Origin of the sequence: Bacillus sp. DJP31, assembly GCF_049310945.1 — a bacterium.
GTDB lineage: Bacteria > Bacillota > Bacilli > Bacillales > SA4 > Bacillus_BS.
Map to the genome: position 1 here is coordinate 259,306 of NZ_JBMERO010000001.1, position 17,963 is coordinate 277,268.

The window sequence follows — 17,963 nt, forward strand, 5'->3', positions numbered from 1 at the left end:
ATCACCTACACTTCTAGATTCATTAGCTCTTCTTGAAAAGTTGCTTCAAAGGAATTGCTTTTGTTTTCTTTGTCTTCCTCTTTTTCATCTCGATTTGAGGATTGTTGATGATTACTTTCTTTATTAAGTGATCGTTCGAATTCTTGCTGTAATGAACCAGCATTAATGATTTCAAGTTTTTCAACCTGAATATTCTGACTTGCGAATGCATTTTTTAAACCTTGAAGCTGGGATTCTAGCATTTCCTTAGCAGCAGCAGTTGTTGCAACCAATCTAGCTGTTACGACTCCTTGCTGTTGAAGTATTTCAATCCTTAGTTGTCCAAGCTGCTCCGGGTACAACTTAATTAGTAGCTTCATGCCGCCATTCGCATTTTGGAATGAACTCCTTGATAGAAGGTTTTGAAATTCTTTAATAAATTGCTCTTGATTAACGGCTTTTGAACCACTTTGATCCACAAATAGAGTGAATTGTTGAACACGACTTAAAGGAGACTGGTTCTCTACCCCCGAAAAAGCAACTTTATTACTCGTATCTTGTAATGGCTGATCTTTTGAACCATCATCAACTCGAAAGGTCATCTGGAATAATGATTTCAAGTAATCTAGCTTATCCTCGCTATGAGTTGCAATTGAGTTTTGCCCAGTAAGTTTTGCATGAATACTAGAAAGAAAAGATTCCAGTTCTTTTGGCAGACTCTGCTGATTTAACTGAGCTTGCTGACTTACAAGTTGATTTGCTTGTTGTAATTGAGTGTTTACATATTGGAAAAATGATAATAAAGATTCCTTTGAACCAGTGCTCAAAGATTGATCGCTAGGTTGAACAGCTTGCTGAAAAAAAATAAGGCCCGCTAAAAGGTTCTCTACTGGATGAACCCCATCTTCAGTCGTTAGTAAATCTTCAATTTCTATTTCTTCTTCAAGTAAACCTTTTAGCTTATTTACTAAATCTTGTGGCAGTAATTGAATCCAAGATAGTTGTTCTGTCCCTAGTATTTCTTCGTTTAAAGTGGCCGGTAATGCATCTTCTAGTAGTAATTGTTGAAGCATTTCCTCCATTTCTTCTAACCGAATATCTCCTTGGACAAGGTCACCTTCTTGTAATGGTTCATTTTCAGCCTGACTTGAAAACTTAGTGAATATATTCATTAAAGCTGTTTTTACGTCCTCTAGCTTCGTCATTTCTGAATGCATAGAAGCAGCTTGTTGTACCTCATTGTTAAGCAATGAAGCGAATGGAAAGGATGGACGAGTCCCTTGCTTTTCGGTTGATTTTGATGCAAAATCGTTCACTTTATTTTGCATTTGAATTCCCGCAACGTTCATTTATTTCACCTCCCTTCAAATTATCAATACTATTTGCTTGAAGCTTCTTTAGTTAGGTGTTCTGTAAATTTTGCAGCATCTGCTGGACTCATTTTTTCAAAAATGGCCCCTAGTGCCTCCATTGAAAGGGATTGTACTATTTTTAGTGCCTCTTGATCATTTAACTCTGTCAAAATAGCAGCTGCGTTTTGTGCTGACATCGACTCATACATAGTCGCTATGTCTTTTAAGGTTTGCTTGGTATCTTGTTGCAGAGCATCTTTTTTTATTAATTCTTCCGTTAACTTATCAATTTGTGCTTGTTGATTTTGTAATTCTTGAAGATTTTGCTCAGCTTCTTTTTCTAGTTTTGTCACTGTTGCTATTTGACCAGTAGCATTTGCTTCTAAATCACCAATATCTTTGCGAAGCTTTTCTTCAATATTAATCTCTGGTTCATCACTTTTGCTTAGAGCTGATATTCCTGGTATGTGTTGGCCATATTTCTTAACGACATCCATTACATTAACACCCGCAATCGTTAAAACCACTAGTGCAAACGTGACTGCGAAGAGGAACGGGATAACCCCAGCAAAAAGAAACCACTGAAACTTGTTATATACTTTGGGTTCATTTTCTTGAAGTTCCATTCTGTCACCTAGCCTTCTTTGTTCATAAATTGTTGGATAGAAATATCATCCATTAATCTACTCTCATTAGCACTCAATACATCCACGAAAAGAGAGTAATCTTTTTCTTTGATTTTTTCATACTTCTTCACTTCAATGTTTTTTTCTAATAGTACTTCTTCGTGCTTCACCATATTCTGTCTTGCAGAGAATACTAGACTTTGAAAGTGATTGATGGTTTTTTCTAAATTTAGAATAAACTGCTGATGATGCCTTAGTTCTTGTACACTCAGCCCGAACGAGATCTTCTCAAGTTGGTTTTCTTCTAATTTCTCTTTTTGCCTTAACGATTGATAAAGCTTTTCGGCTACTTCTTCAAAGTCTTTAACAGAGATCTGATAAGCCTCAAGTGCTCTTTCTTTCTCTGTTTCTCTAATGGAAAGTATTTTCTGGAATTTGTACGTATAACTCATTGATTATCCACCTACTATTAGAGATTGGAGTAAGCTAATACTTTCTTCCTTTGAAACTTCTTCATGTGTGCCTTGCTTTAAAAATGCTATTATTTTTGGATAATGACGAATGGCTTCATCAATTTCCTTTGAAGAACCACGTTTATATGCACCAATATTTATTAAGTCTTCTGAGTTTATATATGTGGCAAGAAGTTCTCTTAACTTTTCAGATGAGAGCTTATGTTCCTGTTCTACAATATGGTTCATAACACGACTTATACTCTTAAGGACATTGATTGCTGGAAACTGGCCTTTGTTCGCTAGGTTACGATCTAAAACAAAATGACCATCTAATATACCTCGCACTGTATCGGCAATTGGCTCATTCATGTCGTCCCCATCAACTAAAACGGTATAAAAAGCTGTAATGGTTCCGTGTTTATTAGTCCCAGTTCGTTCAAGTAGCTTAGGCAAGATGGCAAATACAGAGGGTGTGTACCCTTTAGTCGTTGGTGGCTCACCAATGGATAGTCCAATTTCACGTTGTGCCATCGCAACACGTGTAACCGAGTCCATCATAAGCATCACATTTAGTCCCTTGTCCCTGAAGTACTCCGCAATAGCAGTTGCTGTGTAAGCACCTTTAATCCTCATAAGCGCTGGTTGATCAGACGTTGCAACCACAACAATCGATCTTTTAAGACCCTCTGGCCCTAAATCCCTTTCAATAAACTCTCTTACTTCCCTGCCACGTTCTCCAATTAAAGCAATCACATTTAAATCTGCCGTCGTATTTCTCGCAATCATTCCAAGCAATGTACTTTTACCGACACCACTACCAGCAAAGATCCCCACACGCTGACCCATTCCTACCGTTAACATAGAATCGATTACACGAACACCTACATCAATACTTTCGTCAATTGGTGGACGTTCCATTGGGTTGGGTGGTGCTTGTTCCGTACCAACACTAGTTAGCCCTTTTGGTAATAAGCTTCCATCTAAAGGTAAACCTAGTGAATCAACTACTTTACCAATCAAGCCAATACCTACCTTTATTTGTAGTGGTTTTGAGGTTGCTTCCACTATACTACCTGGTGAGATGTCTTTTACATTGGTGAAAGGCATTAGGATTACATACTCATCACGGAAACCCACTACTTCAGCTGCTACTTTTCTCGTTTTCCTTGAACCGCCAATATAAATGTAACAAACATCTCCAATTGAGGACTCTGGCCCTTTGGATTCAATCATCAATCCTACTACCCGTGATACTTTTCCGAAGCGTTTATATGAATCAATAGAATCAACTTCATTTAAAAGTTCTGATGCTCTCATGGGAATTTATTCCTCCTGGAGTAACTCAAGTAGCTTAACTTTCATTTCAGCAAGCTGACTGTCTATACTTGCATCAATACGTCCAAATGATGACTCGATTATACAACTAGTTTCTTGTAGCTCAACACTTGGGTATATAAATAAATTCTTCTCACGATTGAATAGAGCTCTGAGTTCATCTTTTTGTGTAACTACTAGTTCATACATGAAAGGATGAACAATGATATTGATATCACCAAAATCCTTCACTTCTTTAATAGCATGCTTTACTATTTTTACAAAGTCTTCTTTTTTATCCTCAAGATGAACTTGAAGAATTTTCCCTGCAATCTTCACTGCTAATTTCAATATGACTTCTTCAGATTGCTCAACCTGTTCTACGAAATCTATCTTTGATTGCTCAACAACCCGATTCGCCTCTTGTAAAGTTTCAGAATATTGTTCTTTTGCAGCCTGTTCACCTTGCTTATAGCCAGCTTGGAAACCTTCTTGATTGGCTAATTCAATCAAATTTATTTTTTCGGATTCCCAGTCTTTTTTTGAATGGGCTATCATTTCATTGGTAGTCTGAAGATTCGCATTTGCCTCTGACACTATTTTTTCAGCACGTAACTTAGCGTCAACCAGTAGTTTTTCCGCTTCTGCCTTTAATCTGAGTATTGTAGTTTCAGGTGATTGTTCTTTAAGAGATTCAAATCTTAAGGGCTGAAGATGGATGACTTTTTTTTCTATATCTTGCGAGGGTGAGTAGTGAGATTTTATTAGCCTAGACAATAATATCATCACCTCCACCACGAGCAATGACAATTTCACCAGATTCCTCTAGGCGGCGAATGATTGCGACAATTCTAGATTGCGCTTCTTCTACATCACGTAAGCGAACAGGTCCCATAAATTCCATTTCCTCTTTAAAGGTATCGACCATCCGTTTAGACATGTTACTAAATACAATATCTTTAACCTCTTCACTAGCAACCTTAAGTGAAAGTAATAGGTCAGCGTTTTCCACATCACGTATGACACGTTGGATGGCACGATTATCAAGTGTAACAATATCCTCGAAAACAAACATACGCTTCTTAATTTCTTCAGCAAGCTCGGGATCTTGAATCTCTAGTGCATCTAAAATGGTACGTTCTGTGCTGCGATCCACTCCATTCAGCACTTCTACCACAGCTTCTACCCCACCAGTTTGTGTGTAATCCTGAGTAACAGTTGCAGATAATTTTCGTTCTAGAATCTGCTCAACCTCATTTATTACCTCTGGTGATGTGCTATCCATTAAGGCAATTCTACGAGCAATATCAGCTTGCATCTCTTGTGGAAGCTCTGAAAGTATCTGACCTGCCTGTGATGGATCAAGATAAGAAAGTACTAAAGAGATCGTTTGTGGATGCTCGTTTTGAATAAAATTTAGAATTTGTGCTGGGTCCGCTTTTCTAGCAAAATCAAATGGTTTTACTTGCAGGGATGAAGTGAGACGGTTAATAATATTTGCAGCATTCTCAACACCTAATGCTTTTTCTAATACTTGTTTAGCGTAGCTAATACCACCTTGTGCGATATAGTCTTGCGCTAAAGCAATTTGGTGGAATTCTTCTAGAACATCCTCTTTTGCTTTTGAGTCAACCTTCCTTACTCCGGAGATTTCAAGGGTAAGCTTCTCAATTTCTTCTTCTGAAAGGTGTCGATAAACGGAAGAAGCTACATCCGGTCCCATTGAAATAAGGAGGATGGCTGCTTTTTGACGACCACTTAGTTCGCCCTTATTATCTTTTCTAGCCATTACACCAATCCCCCTAGTCTTCTGCAATCCATGATCTTAATAGCTTTGCAAAGTCTCCTGGATTATCTTTTGCTAACTTCTCGAGCTGAAGCTTAATAAGATCAGCTTCTGTCTCTTTTTCGTCATTAATATCTTGAACAGTTGCAGCAGTATAGCGATCTTCAAATATTTCCTCATTCTTTTTATTCTTCTTTTTCTTTCTAAACAAAAGGAATAATAAAAGTAGAATAATGACAAGTAGTCCCGCACCTGCTATATACGCCCACATTGGGATTAGCTCGGTTGGTGGTGTTTCAAAATCTGTTTTTCCGTTGAATGATTGAACAGATACTGCTACCTTAGAAGCAATAGCCTCATCTGTTAATTCAGGTGTACCTTCTTGCTTTGCAATTGATGTACGAATAATTGTACTTAATAGCTGTTCAATGTCATCAATTGATTGTTGCGGTAATGATGTCAAATCGTCTGATGTAGGAGGTTCAACCATAACCTGTATTCCTAAATCACGTACTTTATATGGACTTTCTACTATTTCTTTTCTAATTCGATTTACATCGTTATTAATTCGCTCTTCAATTCGTTCATAGTCACCACTAGATCCATCCCCACCAGTAGCATAGTTCGGAATGTCTGTTTCACCTGTTCCATCAACCCCTGCTTGCGTGGCTCCATCACCTGTAAACGTTTCGGTGATTCGTTCCACACTTACAGCAATCCCTTCCATATTCTCAGGGTTTACTGGTGTGACAAGGTTTTCTTCTCTGTTTTCCTGAGTAAAATCAACATCAGCAGTAACGGAGACTACAACTTTATCTTGGCCCATCATCATTCCAAGCATTTGTTGAACTTGACGTTGAATGTCTCTTTCAACCTCTTGCTTAATTCCGTGTTGGGTTTGAAACGCAAAAGCCGGATCTGTTAAATTATTATTTTCATTTTGTAAGTCAAAATACTCAAACATTTGGTTCATGATGACGATATTACTTGTAGGTAAGTTTGGAACACTTTTTGAAACCAGGTTATACAATGCTTGAATTTGCTGAGGTTCAAAGCGGTAACCTGGTTTTGTGTTTAATACAATAGAGGCAGATGCTTCTTGCACTGTATCTGACATCCACACAGATTCTTGTGGAAGATTAATCATTACCTTTGCATCGTTAACTCCTTCAATGCCCTTCATTAAATTAGCTAACTCCGTTTGCATAGCATCAAGTTTTAAAACATTAAATTCATTGTCTGTCATACCAAAGCCTGCATTTTGGCTGAAAAATGAATAATCAATACTTCCGCTACTTGGAAACCCTTCTGCTGCTAATTCAACCTTTAAAGTATCTACAACTTCTTCAGGCACAAGAATGGTTGTCCCGTTATCAGCTATTTGTGTTTTAATACCTCTTCCATCTAACTGGGCCTTAACCTCACCGACTTCTCCCGCAGTTAAATTACTATATAGAGGTGCAAAATTAACTTTAGACGAGAGCATGGAAACCACAAAGATTAGTGTTATTAATAGTAAAACCGAACCGATCATCATACCTTTTTGTGCTAATGACCGATTCTGCCAAAATTGTTTTATTTTATTTAGTGTAAGTTGCAGTTTTTCGTTCATTTTTTCCCCCCACGGTTATTTATTCGTTCTGTAATTACAAAATCACAAGTAAGTAAATAACCGTTCTGCAATTTTTGTTCCAACTCTAAGATTCTATTAAACTTGCATTCTCATAACTTCTTGATAAGCTTCAATCACTTTATTCCGAACTTCAATTGTTGCTTGTAAAGTGATACTTGCTTTTTGAGAGGCAATCATCACTTCATGCAAATCAATTTTTTCACCGTTTGCAAGCTTTTGTGTAGCAACATCTGATTGTACCTGAGCTCTATTCACATTGTCAATTGACTCTTTAAGGAAAGTAGCAAAGCTCTCTTTTGACTCTGCTGGTGAAGATTTTCCAATAGAGGTTGAGTTAATTGGCTGTATCATTGATGGATTTGAGATTTTATTTATCATTCTTCAACACACCTACCTTATTTCCCTATTTCTAGTGCTTTCATTAGCATACTTTTGTTTGCATTAAAGACTGTAACATTGGCTTCATACGACCTGGTAGCACTCATTAAGTCAACCATTTCCTTTAATGGATCAACATTTGGCATTTGAACAAAACCATCTTCATTTGCATCAGGATGTTCTGGATTATAGACTAACTTGTATGGAGTAGTATCTTCTGCTATCTTCGTAACTTTAACACCAGTTCCTACTGAGTTGTTTGTTGAGGATTTCATCGAATGATTTAACATGGACGAGAATCGATTTTGTTCACTTGCTTGTGTCACAACCATTTTACGTGTATAAGGTTGCCACTCACCATTTACAAACTTACCTCTCGTGGTATCAACATTTGCCATATTAGATGAAATGACATCCATTCTTAACCGTTGGGTTGTTAGTGCAGAAGCCGTGATATTAAGCCCTTGGAATATCGACACAATTAATTCCCTCCAGAGATCACTGTTTTTAACGTGTTAAATTTGCCATTCAAACGCTCAATTAATGCATTATAATAAATCTGGTTTTCAGCAAGCTCTGACATTTCCTTATCTATATCAACGCTGTTACCGTTATGGTTATATTGAGAATTCGATCTAGATACGACAGAGGCACTTGTCCCAGATGAGTTAGTAAATTCAAGATGACGAGAATCTGAACGATTTGCCATCATTGCTTCATTTAGACTTTTATTGAAGGAAGGCTTAAGCACTTCTTTAGATTTATAATTAGGTGTGTCGACATTTGCTATATTTTGCGCTATCGCATTTTGTTTGATTGTGGAGTATTTTAGCGAATTCTCGAGATTATTTATGGTTCCAGAGAACAGTTTCATACACAATCACCTCTCTTTTCTATTAATATATAACTATAATATATAATCGAATTGTACTAGTCATCCATTATTATTGTAGTTAATAATGGCTTCAATGTCCATCAGACCTAACATACTTTTGAAAAATCGTTATTTAGGACTAGTTTTATTACAAAACTTTTGTCTTAAAAGTTTTATGTATATCCCCATTATATACAATGTCGAAATTTGTAACACCACAAAATATATCTAATAGAACATATTTTTACCAATTTCGACAAAATCGCAAAAAAAAGCACGATATCCTTTAGGATAAAGTGCTCTTTTTACTATCTGGTTGCAGATTATTTAGCTTGTCTTTAATTTTGATAACTCTTGAAGGAATTTATCATTTAATACTTTAATGTAAGTACCCTTCATTCCCAATGAGCGAGATTCGATAACCCCTGCACTCTCTAATTTTCTAAGTGCATTTACAATCACAGATCTAGTTATTCCTACGCGGTCCGCAATTTTGCTCGCGACAAGTAATCCTTCATTTCCATTTAACTCTTCAAAGATATGTTCAATTGCTTCTAATTCACTGTATGATAATGAACTAATTGCCATTTGAACAACGGCTTTACTTCTAGCTTCCTCTTCAATGACTTCAGACTTCTCACGAAGAATTTCCATCCCTACAACTGTTGCACCATATTCAGCTAGGATGAAATCATCATTTAGGAATGGACCTGTAATTCTTGCTAAAATTAATGTCCCAAGTCGTTCTCCTCCACCAATGATTGGAACGACAGTTGTTAACCCATTCGCAAATAGATCTTTATTCTCTACTGGGAAAGCTGTGTATGGACTATCGATATCCAAATTCGAGGATGTTTCAGTGATGTTAAATAATCCGTTTGTGTACTCTTCAGGAAACTGACGATCTTCAAGCATTTTCACCATACGATCGTTCTCAATCTTCTGATTGATCGCAAACCCCAATAGTTTTCCTCTACGGCTTACTACGAATATATTAGCTTCAATTACATCACGTAATGTTTCGGCCATCTCTTTAAAGTTTACCGGTTTCCCTGCTGCTCTTTGAAGTAATGCATTAATCTTCCTTGTTTTGTCTAATAATTCCATTTTACTTGCTCCTCCTAAATAGTACAAACTCCTACGCCCATGTTCTATTCTATAAAATAAATTGACTAAGGTCACGATTTTTCGAAATAGTGTCCAATTTCTCTTCTACATATTTTGGTGTAATCGTAATTTTTTCTAAGGTAATGTCCGGTGCTTCAAACGATAGATCCTCAAGTAATCTCTCCATGATTGTGTGTAGCCTTCTAGCACCAATATTCTCAGTATCCTGATTTACATGAAACGCAACTTCTGCTATCTTACGAATAGCTTCGTCAGAAAATTCAATTTGTATACCTTCAGTTTCCAATAATGCAATATATTGTTTAATAATGGCGTTATCGGGTTCTACTAATATACGTACGAAGTCCTCAACTGTTAGTTTCGTTAATTCCACCCTAATCGGAAAACGTCCCTGAAGCTCAGGTATTAAGTCAGAAGGCTTTGCCATATGGAATGCCCCTGCACCGATAAATAGGACGTGATCTGTTTTAACAGAGCCATATTTCGTAACAACGGTCGATCCTTCCACAATTGGGAGGATGTCTCGCTGAACACCTTCCCTGGAAACATCTACAGAACCGCTGTTGTTTTTCCCGGCAATTTTATCGATTTCGTCTATGAAGATTATACCAGTCTGTTCAGCACGGCTTACAGCATCTTGAGTTACCTCATCCATGTCAATCAGCTTTCCGGCTTCATCGTTTGTAAGTACTTTTCTAGCTTCTCTAACAGTTAACTTACGCTTTTTCTTTTTCTTTGGCATCATTCCGCCAAGTACATCTTGCATATTCATGCCCATTTGCTCGAGTCCTGAGCCTTGTAGCATATCAAACATAGATTGCTGCTGCTCTTCTAGCTCGACCGTTATATAATGGTCCTCTAGTTCCCCTAAAGCAAGCTGGTGTGCTATTTGTTTTCTTTTTTGAGCAACAGAGTTCTCTTCATGGTTTTCTTCATCATCTGAAACAGGTTGAGTTTGACCTCCTCCACCACCAAAAAGCATTTCAAAGGGATTTTTATAGGAAGATTGCTTTTGTTTCTGAGGTACTAATAGCTCAACGAGTCGTTTGTTTGCATTCTCAAGCGCTTTTTCCTTCACACTTTGCATCTTCTCTTCTTTGACAAGACGTACAGAGGTTTCTACTAAATCTCGAACCATTGATTCTACATCACGACCCACATATCCAACTTCAGTAAACTTTGTGGCTTCCACTTTAATAAAAGGGGCACCAACAAGTTTAGCCATGCGCCTGGCAATTTCTGTTTTTCCAACTCCTGTTGGTCCAATCATTAAGATATTCTTTGGAACAACTTCATCCTTAAGCTTTTCATTTAATAACCCTCTGCGATAACGATTACGCAACGCAACCGCAACAGCTTTCTTTGCGTTTGTTTGCCCTACAATATGCTGATCAAGACGCTCTACAATTTGACGAGGTGTTAGATTCATCATTTGGACTCCCCCTTAAAGTTCTTCCACTATGATCTTATCATTTGTATACACACATATTTCTCCTGCAATTTGGAGGGCGGCATACGCTATTTCTTTTGCTGTCATATGTGAACCAGCATGCTTCATAAGCGCTCTACCAGCTGAAAGTGCATAATTCCCACCAGATCCAATGGCTAAAATACCGTCATCTGGTTCAATGACTTCCCCTGTTCCAGAGATTAATAGGAGGTGCTCTTCATTCATGACAATCAACATAGCTTCTAATCTTCTTAACACTTTGTCACTACGCCATTCCTTTGCTAATTCAACAGCTGCCCTTTGAAGGTTCCCGTTATATTCCTCAAGCCTTCCTTCAAACTTCTCGAAAAGTGTAAATGCATCTGCTACTGACCCTGCGAAACCTGCAATTACTTTGCCATGAAATAACCTACGTACTTTTTTTGCGGTATGCTTTATTACAACAGCATTCCCAAAGGTAACTTGCCCATCTCCTGCCATTGCGCATTTTCCATTATGTTGAATGGCAAAAATAGTGGTTGCATGAAAAGTTGACGTTGACATTGCCTTGCCTCCTTCGGAATTTAACGGTCCTAAGCTCTAGGGTGATGGTTCATATAAATGGTCTTAAGACGGTCTTTTGTAACGTGAGTATAGATTTGTGTTGATGAAAGATGTGAATGACCAAGCAATTCCTGAACAGTTCGCAAGTCTGCTCCTTCATTAAGCATATGTGTTGCAAACGTGTGTCTTAAAACGTGAGGACTAATATGTATAGTCATAGACGCCTTTTCAATTAAGTCGTTCAGAATTAACCGAACACCTCTTGCCGTTAAGGGACCTCCACGAAAATTCAAGAAAAGGGAAGAGGTAGCAGAGTTTTTAGCTTTAACGAGTAATTTATTTCTTCCATTTTCCACATACTTCTCAATAGCATCACTTGCAAAGCTGCCAAATGGAACATACCTCTGCTTTTTTCCTTTACCATAAACAAGTACTGTGCCTATTGAATAGTCAACATCCCCAAGTTCTATCATACAGCATTCACTAACACGAATACCTGTTGCATAGAGCAATTCAAGGATGGCCTGATTTCTTTGACCCAAAGGAGTGGTTACATCAGATACATGAAAAAGCTTTTCTAGCTCATCTTCATATAAAAATTGCGGTATTCTTAGTTCTTTCTTTGGCAGAGATACAGCTGCGAAAGGGTTATCTTGAACTACATGCTCTCTCATTAGAAATTTGTACAAGCTCCTGAGACTTGAAATCTTACGTGCAACAGATTTCCTTGCTAGTTTTTGTTTAAAAAGCTCGGTTAAGTAAAGACGGACATCAGTGTATGTAACAGAAGAAAAGTTGTCGACTGACTGAATCCGCATAAATTTGACAAATCCCTCAATATCCTGATTATAGTATACAATTGTATAGTTAGAATAGTTTCTCTCTATTTGTAAATATTCTGTAAATCTTTGGACTAGCTCCCTATTCTCTATCACATAATCACCTCTCACAAGGGCGAATAAATCGTATCATAATTTATTTATCCTTGCAATGAAAATCCTTTATTTATTTACAAAATTCTGAATTGTTTCAAGTGCTCTATTGGCTAAAGCTTCGTTTCGTGCTTGTTTATTTTTAATTTTACTATCTAGTTCCTTAAATAAACCGAAATTTGCATTCATTGGCTGGAAGTTCTTTGGATTCGCGGTTGTTATATACCGAGCCATACTTCCTATTGCTGTTTCTTGCGGGAAGCACACCAGCTCTTTCCCCAATATTAAATTAGCTGCATTTATTCCAGCTACTAATCCAGACGCAGCAGACTCAACATATCCTTCGACTCCAGTCATTTGACCAGCAAAGAATAAATCATCTCGGTTACAGTATTGATAGGTAGGTTTCAGTAACTTAGGTGAACTAATAAAGGTGTTTCGGTGCATAACCCCATATCTTACGATTTCTGCATTTTCTAGACCTGGTATTAATTGAATGATTTCTTTTTGAGCTCCCCACTTTAAATGGGTTTGAAATCCAACAATATTATATAATGTTCCAGCTGCATCATCTTGTCTGAGCTGAACGACAGCAAATGGCCTTTTTCCAGTTTTAGGATCCTCGAGTCCAACCGGCTTCATTGGTCCAAACAATAATGTCTTTTTACCCCTACCCGCCATTACTTCAAAAGGCATACAGCCTTCAAAGAATATTTCCTTTTCAAACTCCTTTAATGGAACAGTCTCAGCAGCTAACACAGCCTCAATGAACCGGTCAAATTCTTCTTCTGTCATAGGACAATTTAAATATGCCGCTTCTCCTTTATCATATCTTGATTTTAAATACACCTTATCTAAATTAATACTATCTTTTTCAATAATCGGGGCTGCTGCATCATAGAAATATAAATATTCTTCACCTGTTAATTGTATTAGCTTTTCGGATAAAGGCTGTGATGTTAATGGTCCCGTTGAGATAATAGTAGGTGTATCTGGAATGTCTGTTACTTCTTCACTAAAGATAGTAATGTTAGGATGGTTTCGAATAGAATCTGTAACATGTGCAGCAAACTCGTGCCGATCCACAGCTAAAGCTCCTCCAGCAGGAACTGAACAAGCATCCGCGGCACTAAGAATTAAAGAATTTAACAAACGCATTTCTTCCTTCAAAACCCCTACTGCATTTGTAAGAGTATTTGCTCGTAGTGAATTACTACACACTAACTCGGCAAACTTATCTGTATGGTGTGCTGGTGTTTGCTTGACAGGTCTCATTTCATATAAGTTTACTTGGACCCCGCGATTGGCTATTTGCCAAGCTGCTTCACTACCTGCTAAACCAGCTCCTATAACATTTACCGCCTGTTGTTTCATTGCCAAAAACCTCCATATATATAAGATTCGAAATATTCTCTAAAAAAAGGAAAGATGTGAGCCATAAAGACTCACATCATTTATACTTGCTGATCCTCTTTATAATCACATGACATACATTGTACTTGTATGCCTTTTTTAAGTTTCTTCTCGACTAGAAGTTGTTCACATTTCGGACATTTTCTTGGAATTGGTTTATCCCAAGAGATAAATTCACAAGCAGGGTACTGATCACAACCGTAAAAAATACGACGTTTTTTACTTTTTCTTTCAATGATTCTACCTTTTTCACAGTTCGGACATTCTACCCCGATGTCCTTAACTATCGCTTTCGTGTGGCGGCATTCAGGAAAGTTTGAGCAAGCCATGAACTTTCCATATCTTCCCATTTTATAGACCATTTCATTTCCACATGTCTCGCAATCTTCACCTGCAGGTTCATCTTTTATTTCAATTTCTTCCATTTCTTTTTCAGCAACTTCTAATCTTTTCTCAAAGCCTTGATAAAAATCCTTAATGATTTGAACCCAATCAACATTTCCATCTTCTACTTCGTCTAGACTATTTTCCATCTTAGCCGTAAAGTCTGCATCGATAATTTCCGGGAAAAATTCTAAAACTAGGCTGACAACGATTTCCCCTAGCTCAGTTGGTATAAAACGTTTATTATCAAGGGCAACATACCCTCGTTTTTGAATGGTATCAAGTGTTGGAGCGTAAGTAGAAGGTCTACCAATGCCTAATTCTTCTAATGTCCGAACGAGCCTCGCCTCTGAATAGCGCGGTGGCGGCTGAGTGAAATGCTGATTTTCCTCAATGTCTTTTAGGACAAGCTTTTCTCCTTCTTCTAATGGAGGAAGGATGCGATCCTTTTCTTCGTCTTGGTCATCGTTTCCTTCAACATACACTTTCATGAACCCAGGAAACTTAATTTTAGAACCATTTGCTCTAAAAATCACTCCACTATTCTCTAGGTCAACAGACATTGTGTCCATAATAGCTGGTGCCATTTGACTTGCTACAAATCGTTCCCATATAAGCTTATATAGACGTAATTGATCACGTGACAAATACGTTTTCAATTCGTTTGGTGTACGAAGAGTAGAAGTCGGACGTATTGCTTCATGTGCATCTTGAGTTTTTTGAGTCTTCTTTGCGGCTTTTTGTTCGGTAGATAAATACTCCTTACCATAGGTAGCCGTAATATATTCAATCGCTTCTAGCTTCGCTGTATCAGAAATCCTTGTCGAATCAGTTCTCATATAGGTAATCAAACCAACAGTACCCTCTTTACCTAAATCTATACCTTCATAAAGTTGCTGTGCTAGCATCATTGTCTTCTTAGCACGGAAGTTAAGCTTTCTTGCTGCCTCTTGCTGAAGAGATGAAGTGATAAAAGGAACAGCTGGATTACGTTTACGTTCTTTTTTTGCGACAGTGGTAATCGTGAAAGCATTACCGTCTAGCTTGGACCTGATTGCTTTTACGTCATCCTCTGTCCCGAGCTCTAATTTTCGACCATCCACTCCATAAAAGCTTGCCTCAATCATTTCTTTCTCTTTAAGGAATTCACCTTTGATCGTCCAATATTCTTCAGGTTCAAAAGCTTTTATCTCGTTTTCACGGTCAATAATAAGTCGTACTGCTACAGATTGAACTCTTCCCGCACTTAATCCCTTTTTAACTTTCTTCCATAGTAATGGACTTATGTTATATCCAACTAATCGGTCGAGTATACGACGCGCTTGTTGGGCATCGACTAAGTCCATATTAATGGCTCGAGGATGCTTAAACGATTCTTTAATTGCATCCTTTGTTATCTCATTGAAAACGACTCTACAATCTGAATGGATATCAACATTTAGTGAATGGGCAAGATGCCAAGCAATCGCTTCTCCTTCGCGATCAGGGTCAGCTGCGAGATAAATTTTCTTAGCTTTTTTGGCAGCTGTTTTTAATTCCTTTAACACAGGACCCTTGCCGCGGATGGTAATATATTTCGGAGAAAAATCACCATTCACTTCAACACCCATTTGACTTTTTGGTAAATCGCGAATGTGTCCCATTGAGGCTCTAACTTTATATTTCTTCCCTAAATATCGTTCAATTGTTTTTGCCTTCGCAGGCGATTCGACAATGACGAGGTAATCAGCCATATTTATTCGTTCCTCCTTAAGAGGTCGTAGTATATTTTATGTACGAAATCTTCACTTATATTAAATATACAACCATGATTTGTCAAACACATTCACAAAAAATCTTACTAATAGTTTATTTTTATATAATTTTTTGATCAAATTCCGAATAAATATCTTGTGGATGTAAAATTAATTTGGCACCTTCCTGGATTAGCAAGTTCGTTCCAATGGAATAGTCCGAATTAATAGGTCCTGGGATGGCAAAAACTTCTCTATTTTGCTGTAGGGCTAATTCTGCCGTTATTAAGGAGCCACTTTTTTCCTTGGCTTCGATCACCACTGTCCCTAGGGATAAGCCACTTATAATTCGATTTCTTGCTGGGAAATGCCATTTTTGCGGCCTTCGTTCCGGTGGATATTCTGTTATTAATAGGCTGGTATTGATCATGTCACTTGCAAGCTGGTTATTTTCCTTAGGATAAATATGATTAAATCCTGAACCTAAAACTCCGATGGTCTTACCCTCTTTTTGTAGGGTGGATTTATGAACTTTAGCATCTATTCCTTTTGCAAGGCCGCTTACAGTCACCCACTTATTTGCTACTAAAGATTCTACGAAGTATTCTGTCATTTTCAGTCCGTATGATGTTGGATTTCTTGTCCCGACGATTGCAATCATTCTGTTGTTAAGTAATAATTGACAATTACCTTTTGCATATAAAACCCACGGTGGGTTATAGATTTGCTTCAGAGCAATTGGGTAATCAGAATCAAAAACTGTTATGCACTGAATATTTCGACTCTTATATTGTTCTAGCATACTTACTATTGAAATAGATTGCAACTGATTATATAAGGCTCGGGATTTCTCTAGTGTTAAATGAAGTTTTTGATGAAGATCGGATGGGGACAATTGATAGAGGCTCTCTAGAGTTGGATCCATTTTTAATAAGTGTAGAATGGTCGTCCAAGTTGCTGCTTCGCAGCGATGTAAATGAAGTAGTCGACTATTATTGTTAATGATGTATTCCTCCCTTTTTAATAATAATAAAAGAATAAGTAGCTCCATGTACGGAGCTACTTACTCAATAAATTAGTGTGTTTTACACTGTTCGTAAATCCCACGCTCTTTTAAAGCAGATATTAAAGTCTCTCCCATTACTGATGGAGTATCAGCCACTTTAATTCCACACTCGTTCATAACACGGATTTTTTCGTCAGCTGTACCTTTACCACCTGAAATAATCGCACCAGCATGGCCCATACGTTTCCCTTCAGGAGCTGTACGTCCTCCGATAAATCCTACAACTGGTTTTGTCATGTTTTCTTTTACCCAAAGTGCTGCTTCTTCTTCTGCTGTTCCACCGATTTCACCAATCATAATAACTGCATACGTATCTTCATCTTCGTTAAATGCCTTTAATACGTCGATAAAGTTTGTACCGTTGATTGGATCTCCACCGATACCTACTGCTGTAGATTGGCCTACACCTGCTTGTGATAACTGGTGGACTGCCTCGTACGTTAATGTTCCTGAACGTGAAACAACTCCAACATGACCTTTTGTATGAATGTATCCAGGCATAATACCAATCTTACATTCGTCAGGTGTAATAACACCAGGACAGTTTGGTCCAACTAGGCGGGTCTTCTTACCTTCCATGTAACGCTTCACTTTAGCCATATCAAGAACAGGAATATGCTCAGTGATACAAATCGCTAAATCAAGTTCTGCATCAACAGCTTCCATAATTGCGTCTGCTGCAAATGGAGCAGGTACATAGATAACAGATGCGGTTGCACCCGTTTGATTTACTGCTTCAGCAACTGTGTTAAAAACAGGTACTCCATGTGCTTCTGTGCCGCCCTTACCTGGAGTTACACCACCAACTATTTTCGTGCCGTACTCTAGCATTTGCTCTGTATGGAAAAGCGCAGTTGAACCTGTAATACCTTGTACAATAACTTTTGTATCTTTATTAATAAATACGCTCATTTTTG

18 protein-coding genes are annotated in these 17,963 nt (G+C 37.8%); all 18 read right to left on the minus strand.

Going from position 1 to position 17,963, the window contains the following annotated elements; genetic code table 11:
- Positions 1-5 precede the first annotated feature (5 nt).
- The 18 genes from ACOI1C_RS01335 to sucD all read right to left on the minus strand — a co-directional run bounded on the left by ACOI1C_RS01335 (position 6) and on the right by sucD (position 17,958).
- On the minus strand, positions 6-1,328 hold the full coding sequence (locus tag ACOI1C_RS01335) for a flagellar hook-length control protein FliK (RefSeq protein WP_422507213.1): 1,323 nt from the start codon (positions 1,326-1,328) through the stop codon (positions 6-8).
- A gap of 29 nt (positions 1,329-1,357) precedes the next feature.
- Positions 1,358-1,957 (minus strand): MotE family protein, encoded by a 600-nt coding sequence (locus ACOI1C_RS01340; protein ID WP_422507215.1) that lies wholly within the window; start codon positions 1,955-1,957, stop codon positions 1,358-1,360.
- Between the two features lie 8 nt (positions 1,958-1,965).
- On the minus strand, positions 1,966-2,409 hold the full coding sequence (gene fliJ, locus ACOI1C_RS01345; RefSeq protein WP_422507217.1) for a flagellar export protein FliJ: 444 nt from the start codon (positions 2,407-2,409) through the stop codon (positions 1,966-1,968).
- A gap of 3 nt (positions 2,410-2,412) precedes the next feature.
- Positions 2,413-3,729, minus strand: a complete 1,317-nt coding sequence (fliI, locus tag ACOI1C_RS01350) for a flagellar protein export ATPase FliI (protein ID WP_422507219.1) — start codon at positions 3,727-3,729, stop codon at positions 2,413-2,415.
- A gap of 6 nt (positions 3,730-3,735) precedes the next feature.
- On the minus strand, positions 3,736-4,503 hold the full coding sequence (gene fliH, locus ACOI1C_RS01355) for a flagellar assembly protein FliH (RefSeq protein WP_422507221.1): 768 nt from the start codon (positions 4,501-4,503) through the stop codon (positions 3,736-3,738).
- Entirely contained in the window at positions 4,496-5,515 is a 1,020-nt protein-coding gene (fliG, locus tag ACOI1C_RS01360) for a flagellar motor switch protein FliG (protein WP_422507223.1), read from the minus strand. Before fliG ends, fliH begins: the two co-directional genes overlap by 8 nt.
- Before the next feature lie 13 nt (positions 5,516-5,528).
- Positions 5,529-7,124 carry a flagellar basal-body MS-ring/collar protein FliF gene (gene fliF / locus ACOI1C_RS01365; RefSeq protein ID WP_422507225.1) on the minus strand — a complete coding sequence of 532 codons (1,596 nt, stop codon included), beginning with the start codon at positions 7,122-7,124 and terminating at the stop codon, positions 5,529-5,531.
- 96 nt (positions 7,125-7,220) lie between these two features.
- Positions 7,221-7,523: a flagellar hook-basal body complex protein FliE gene (gene fliE, locus ACOI1C_RS01370; RefSeq protein ID WP_422507227.1), complete on the minus strand. Its 303-nt coding sequence runs from the start codon at positions 7,521-7,523 to the stop codon at positions 7,221-7,223.
- A 17-nt stretch (positions 7,524-7,540) separates the two neighbouring features.
- Positions 7,541-8,002, minus strand: coding sequence for a flagellar basal body rod protein FlgC (gene flgC, locus ACOI1C_RS01375; RefSeq protein WP_422507229.1), 462 nt, complete (start codon positions 8,000-8,002; stop codon positions 7,541-7,543).
- 2 nt (positions 8,003-8,004) lie between these two features.
- Complete coding sequence (gene flgB, locus ACOI1C_RS01380) at positions 8,005-8,397, minus strand: flagellar basal body rod protein FlgB (RefSeq protein WP_422507231.1); 393 nt, start codon at positions 8,395-8,397, stop codon at positions 8,005-8,007.
- Between the two features lie 327 nt (positions 8,398-8,724).
- Positions 8,725-9,504 carry a GTP-sensing pleiotropic transcriptional regulator CodY gene (codY, locus tag ACOI1C_RS01385; protein ID WP_422507233.1) on the minus strand — a complete coding sequence of 260 codons (780 nt, stop codon included), beginning with the start codon at positions 9,502-9,504 and terminating at the stop codon, positions 8,725-8,727.
- A gap of 49 nt (positions 9,505-9,553) precedes the next feature.
- Complete coding sequence (gene hslU / locus ACOI1C_RS01390; protein ID WP_422507235.1) at positions 9,554-10,957, minus strand: HslU--HslV peptidase ATPase subunit; 1,404 nt, start codon at positions 10,955-10,957, stop codon at positions 9,554-9,556.
- A gap of 12 nt (positions 10,958-10,969) precedes the next feature.
- A complete protein-coding gene (gene hslV / locus ACOI1C_RS01395; protein WP_422507237.1) occupies positions 10,970-11,518 on the minus strand; it encodes an ATP-dependent protease subunit HslV in 549 nt (182 codons plus the stop codon).
- A gap of 29 nt (positions 11,519-11,547) precedes the next feature.
- Positions 11,548-12,450: a tyrosine recombinase XerC gene (gene xerC / locus ACOI1C_RS01400; RefSeq protein WP_422507618.1), complete on the minus strand. Its 903-nt coding sequence runs from the start codon at positions 12,448-12,450 to the stop codon at positions 11,548-11,550.
- A 69-nt stretch (positions 12,451-12,519) separates the two neighbouring features.
- A complete protein-coding gene (trmFO, locus tag ACOI1C_RS01405) occupies positions 12,520-13,824 on the minus strand; it encodes an FADH(2)-oxidizing methylenetetrahydrofolate--tRNA-(uracil(54)-C(5))-methyltransferase TrmFO (RefSeq protein WP_422507239.1) in 1,305 nt (434 codons plus the stop codon).
- Positions 13,825-13,904: 80 nt separating this feature from the next.
- Positions 13,905-15,980, minus strand: a complete 2,076-nt coding sequence (topA, locus tag ACOI1C_RS01410) for a type I DNA topoisomerase (RefSeq protein WP_422507241.1) — start codon at positions 15,978-15,980, stop codon at positions 13,905-13,907.
- Positions 15,981-16,101: 121 nt separating this feature from the next.
- The gene (gene dprA / locus ACOI1C_RS01415) at positions 16,102-17,031 is read right to left on the minus strand and encodes a DNA-processing protein DprA (RefSeq protein WP_422507243.1); all 930 of its coding nucleotides are present in this window, start codon (positions 17,029-17,031) and stop codon (positions 16,102-16,104) included.
- Positions 17,032-17,055: 24 nt separating this feature from the next.
- Positions 17,056-17,958, minus strand: coding sequence for a succinate--CoA ligase subunit alpha (gene sucD, locus ACOI1C_RS01420; RefSeq protein WP_422507245.1), 903 nt, complete (start codon positions 17,956-17,958; stop codon positions 17,056-17,058).
- Positions 17,959-17,963 lie beyond the last annotated feature (5 nt).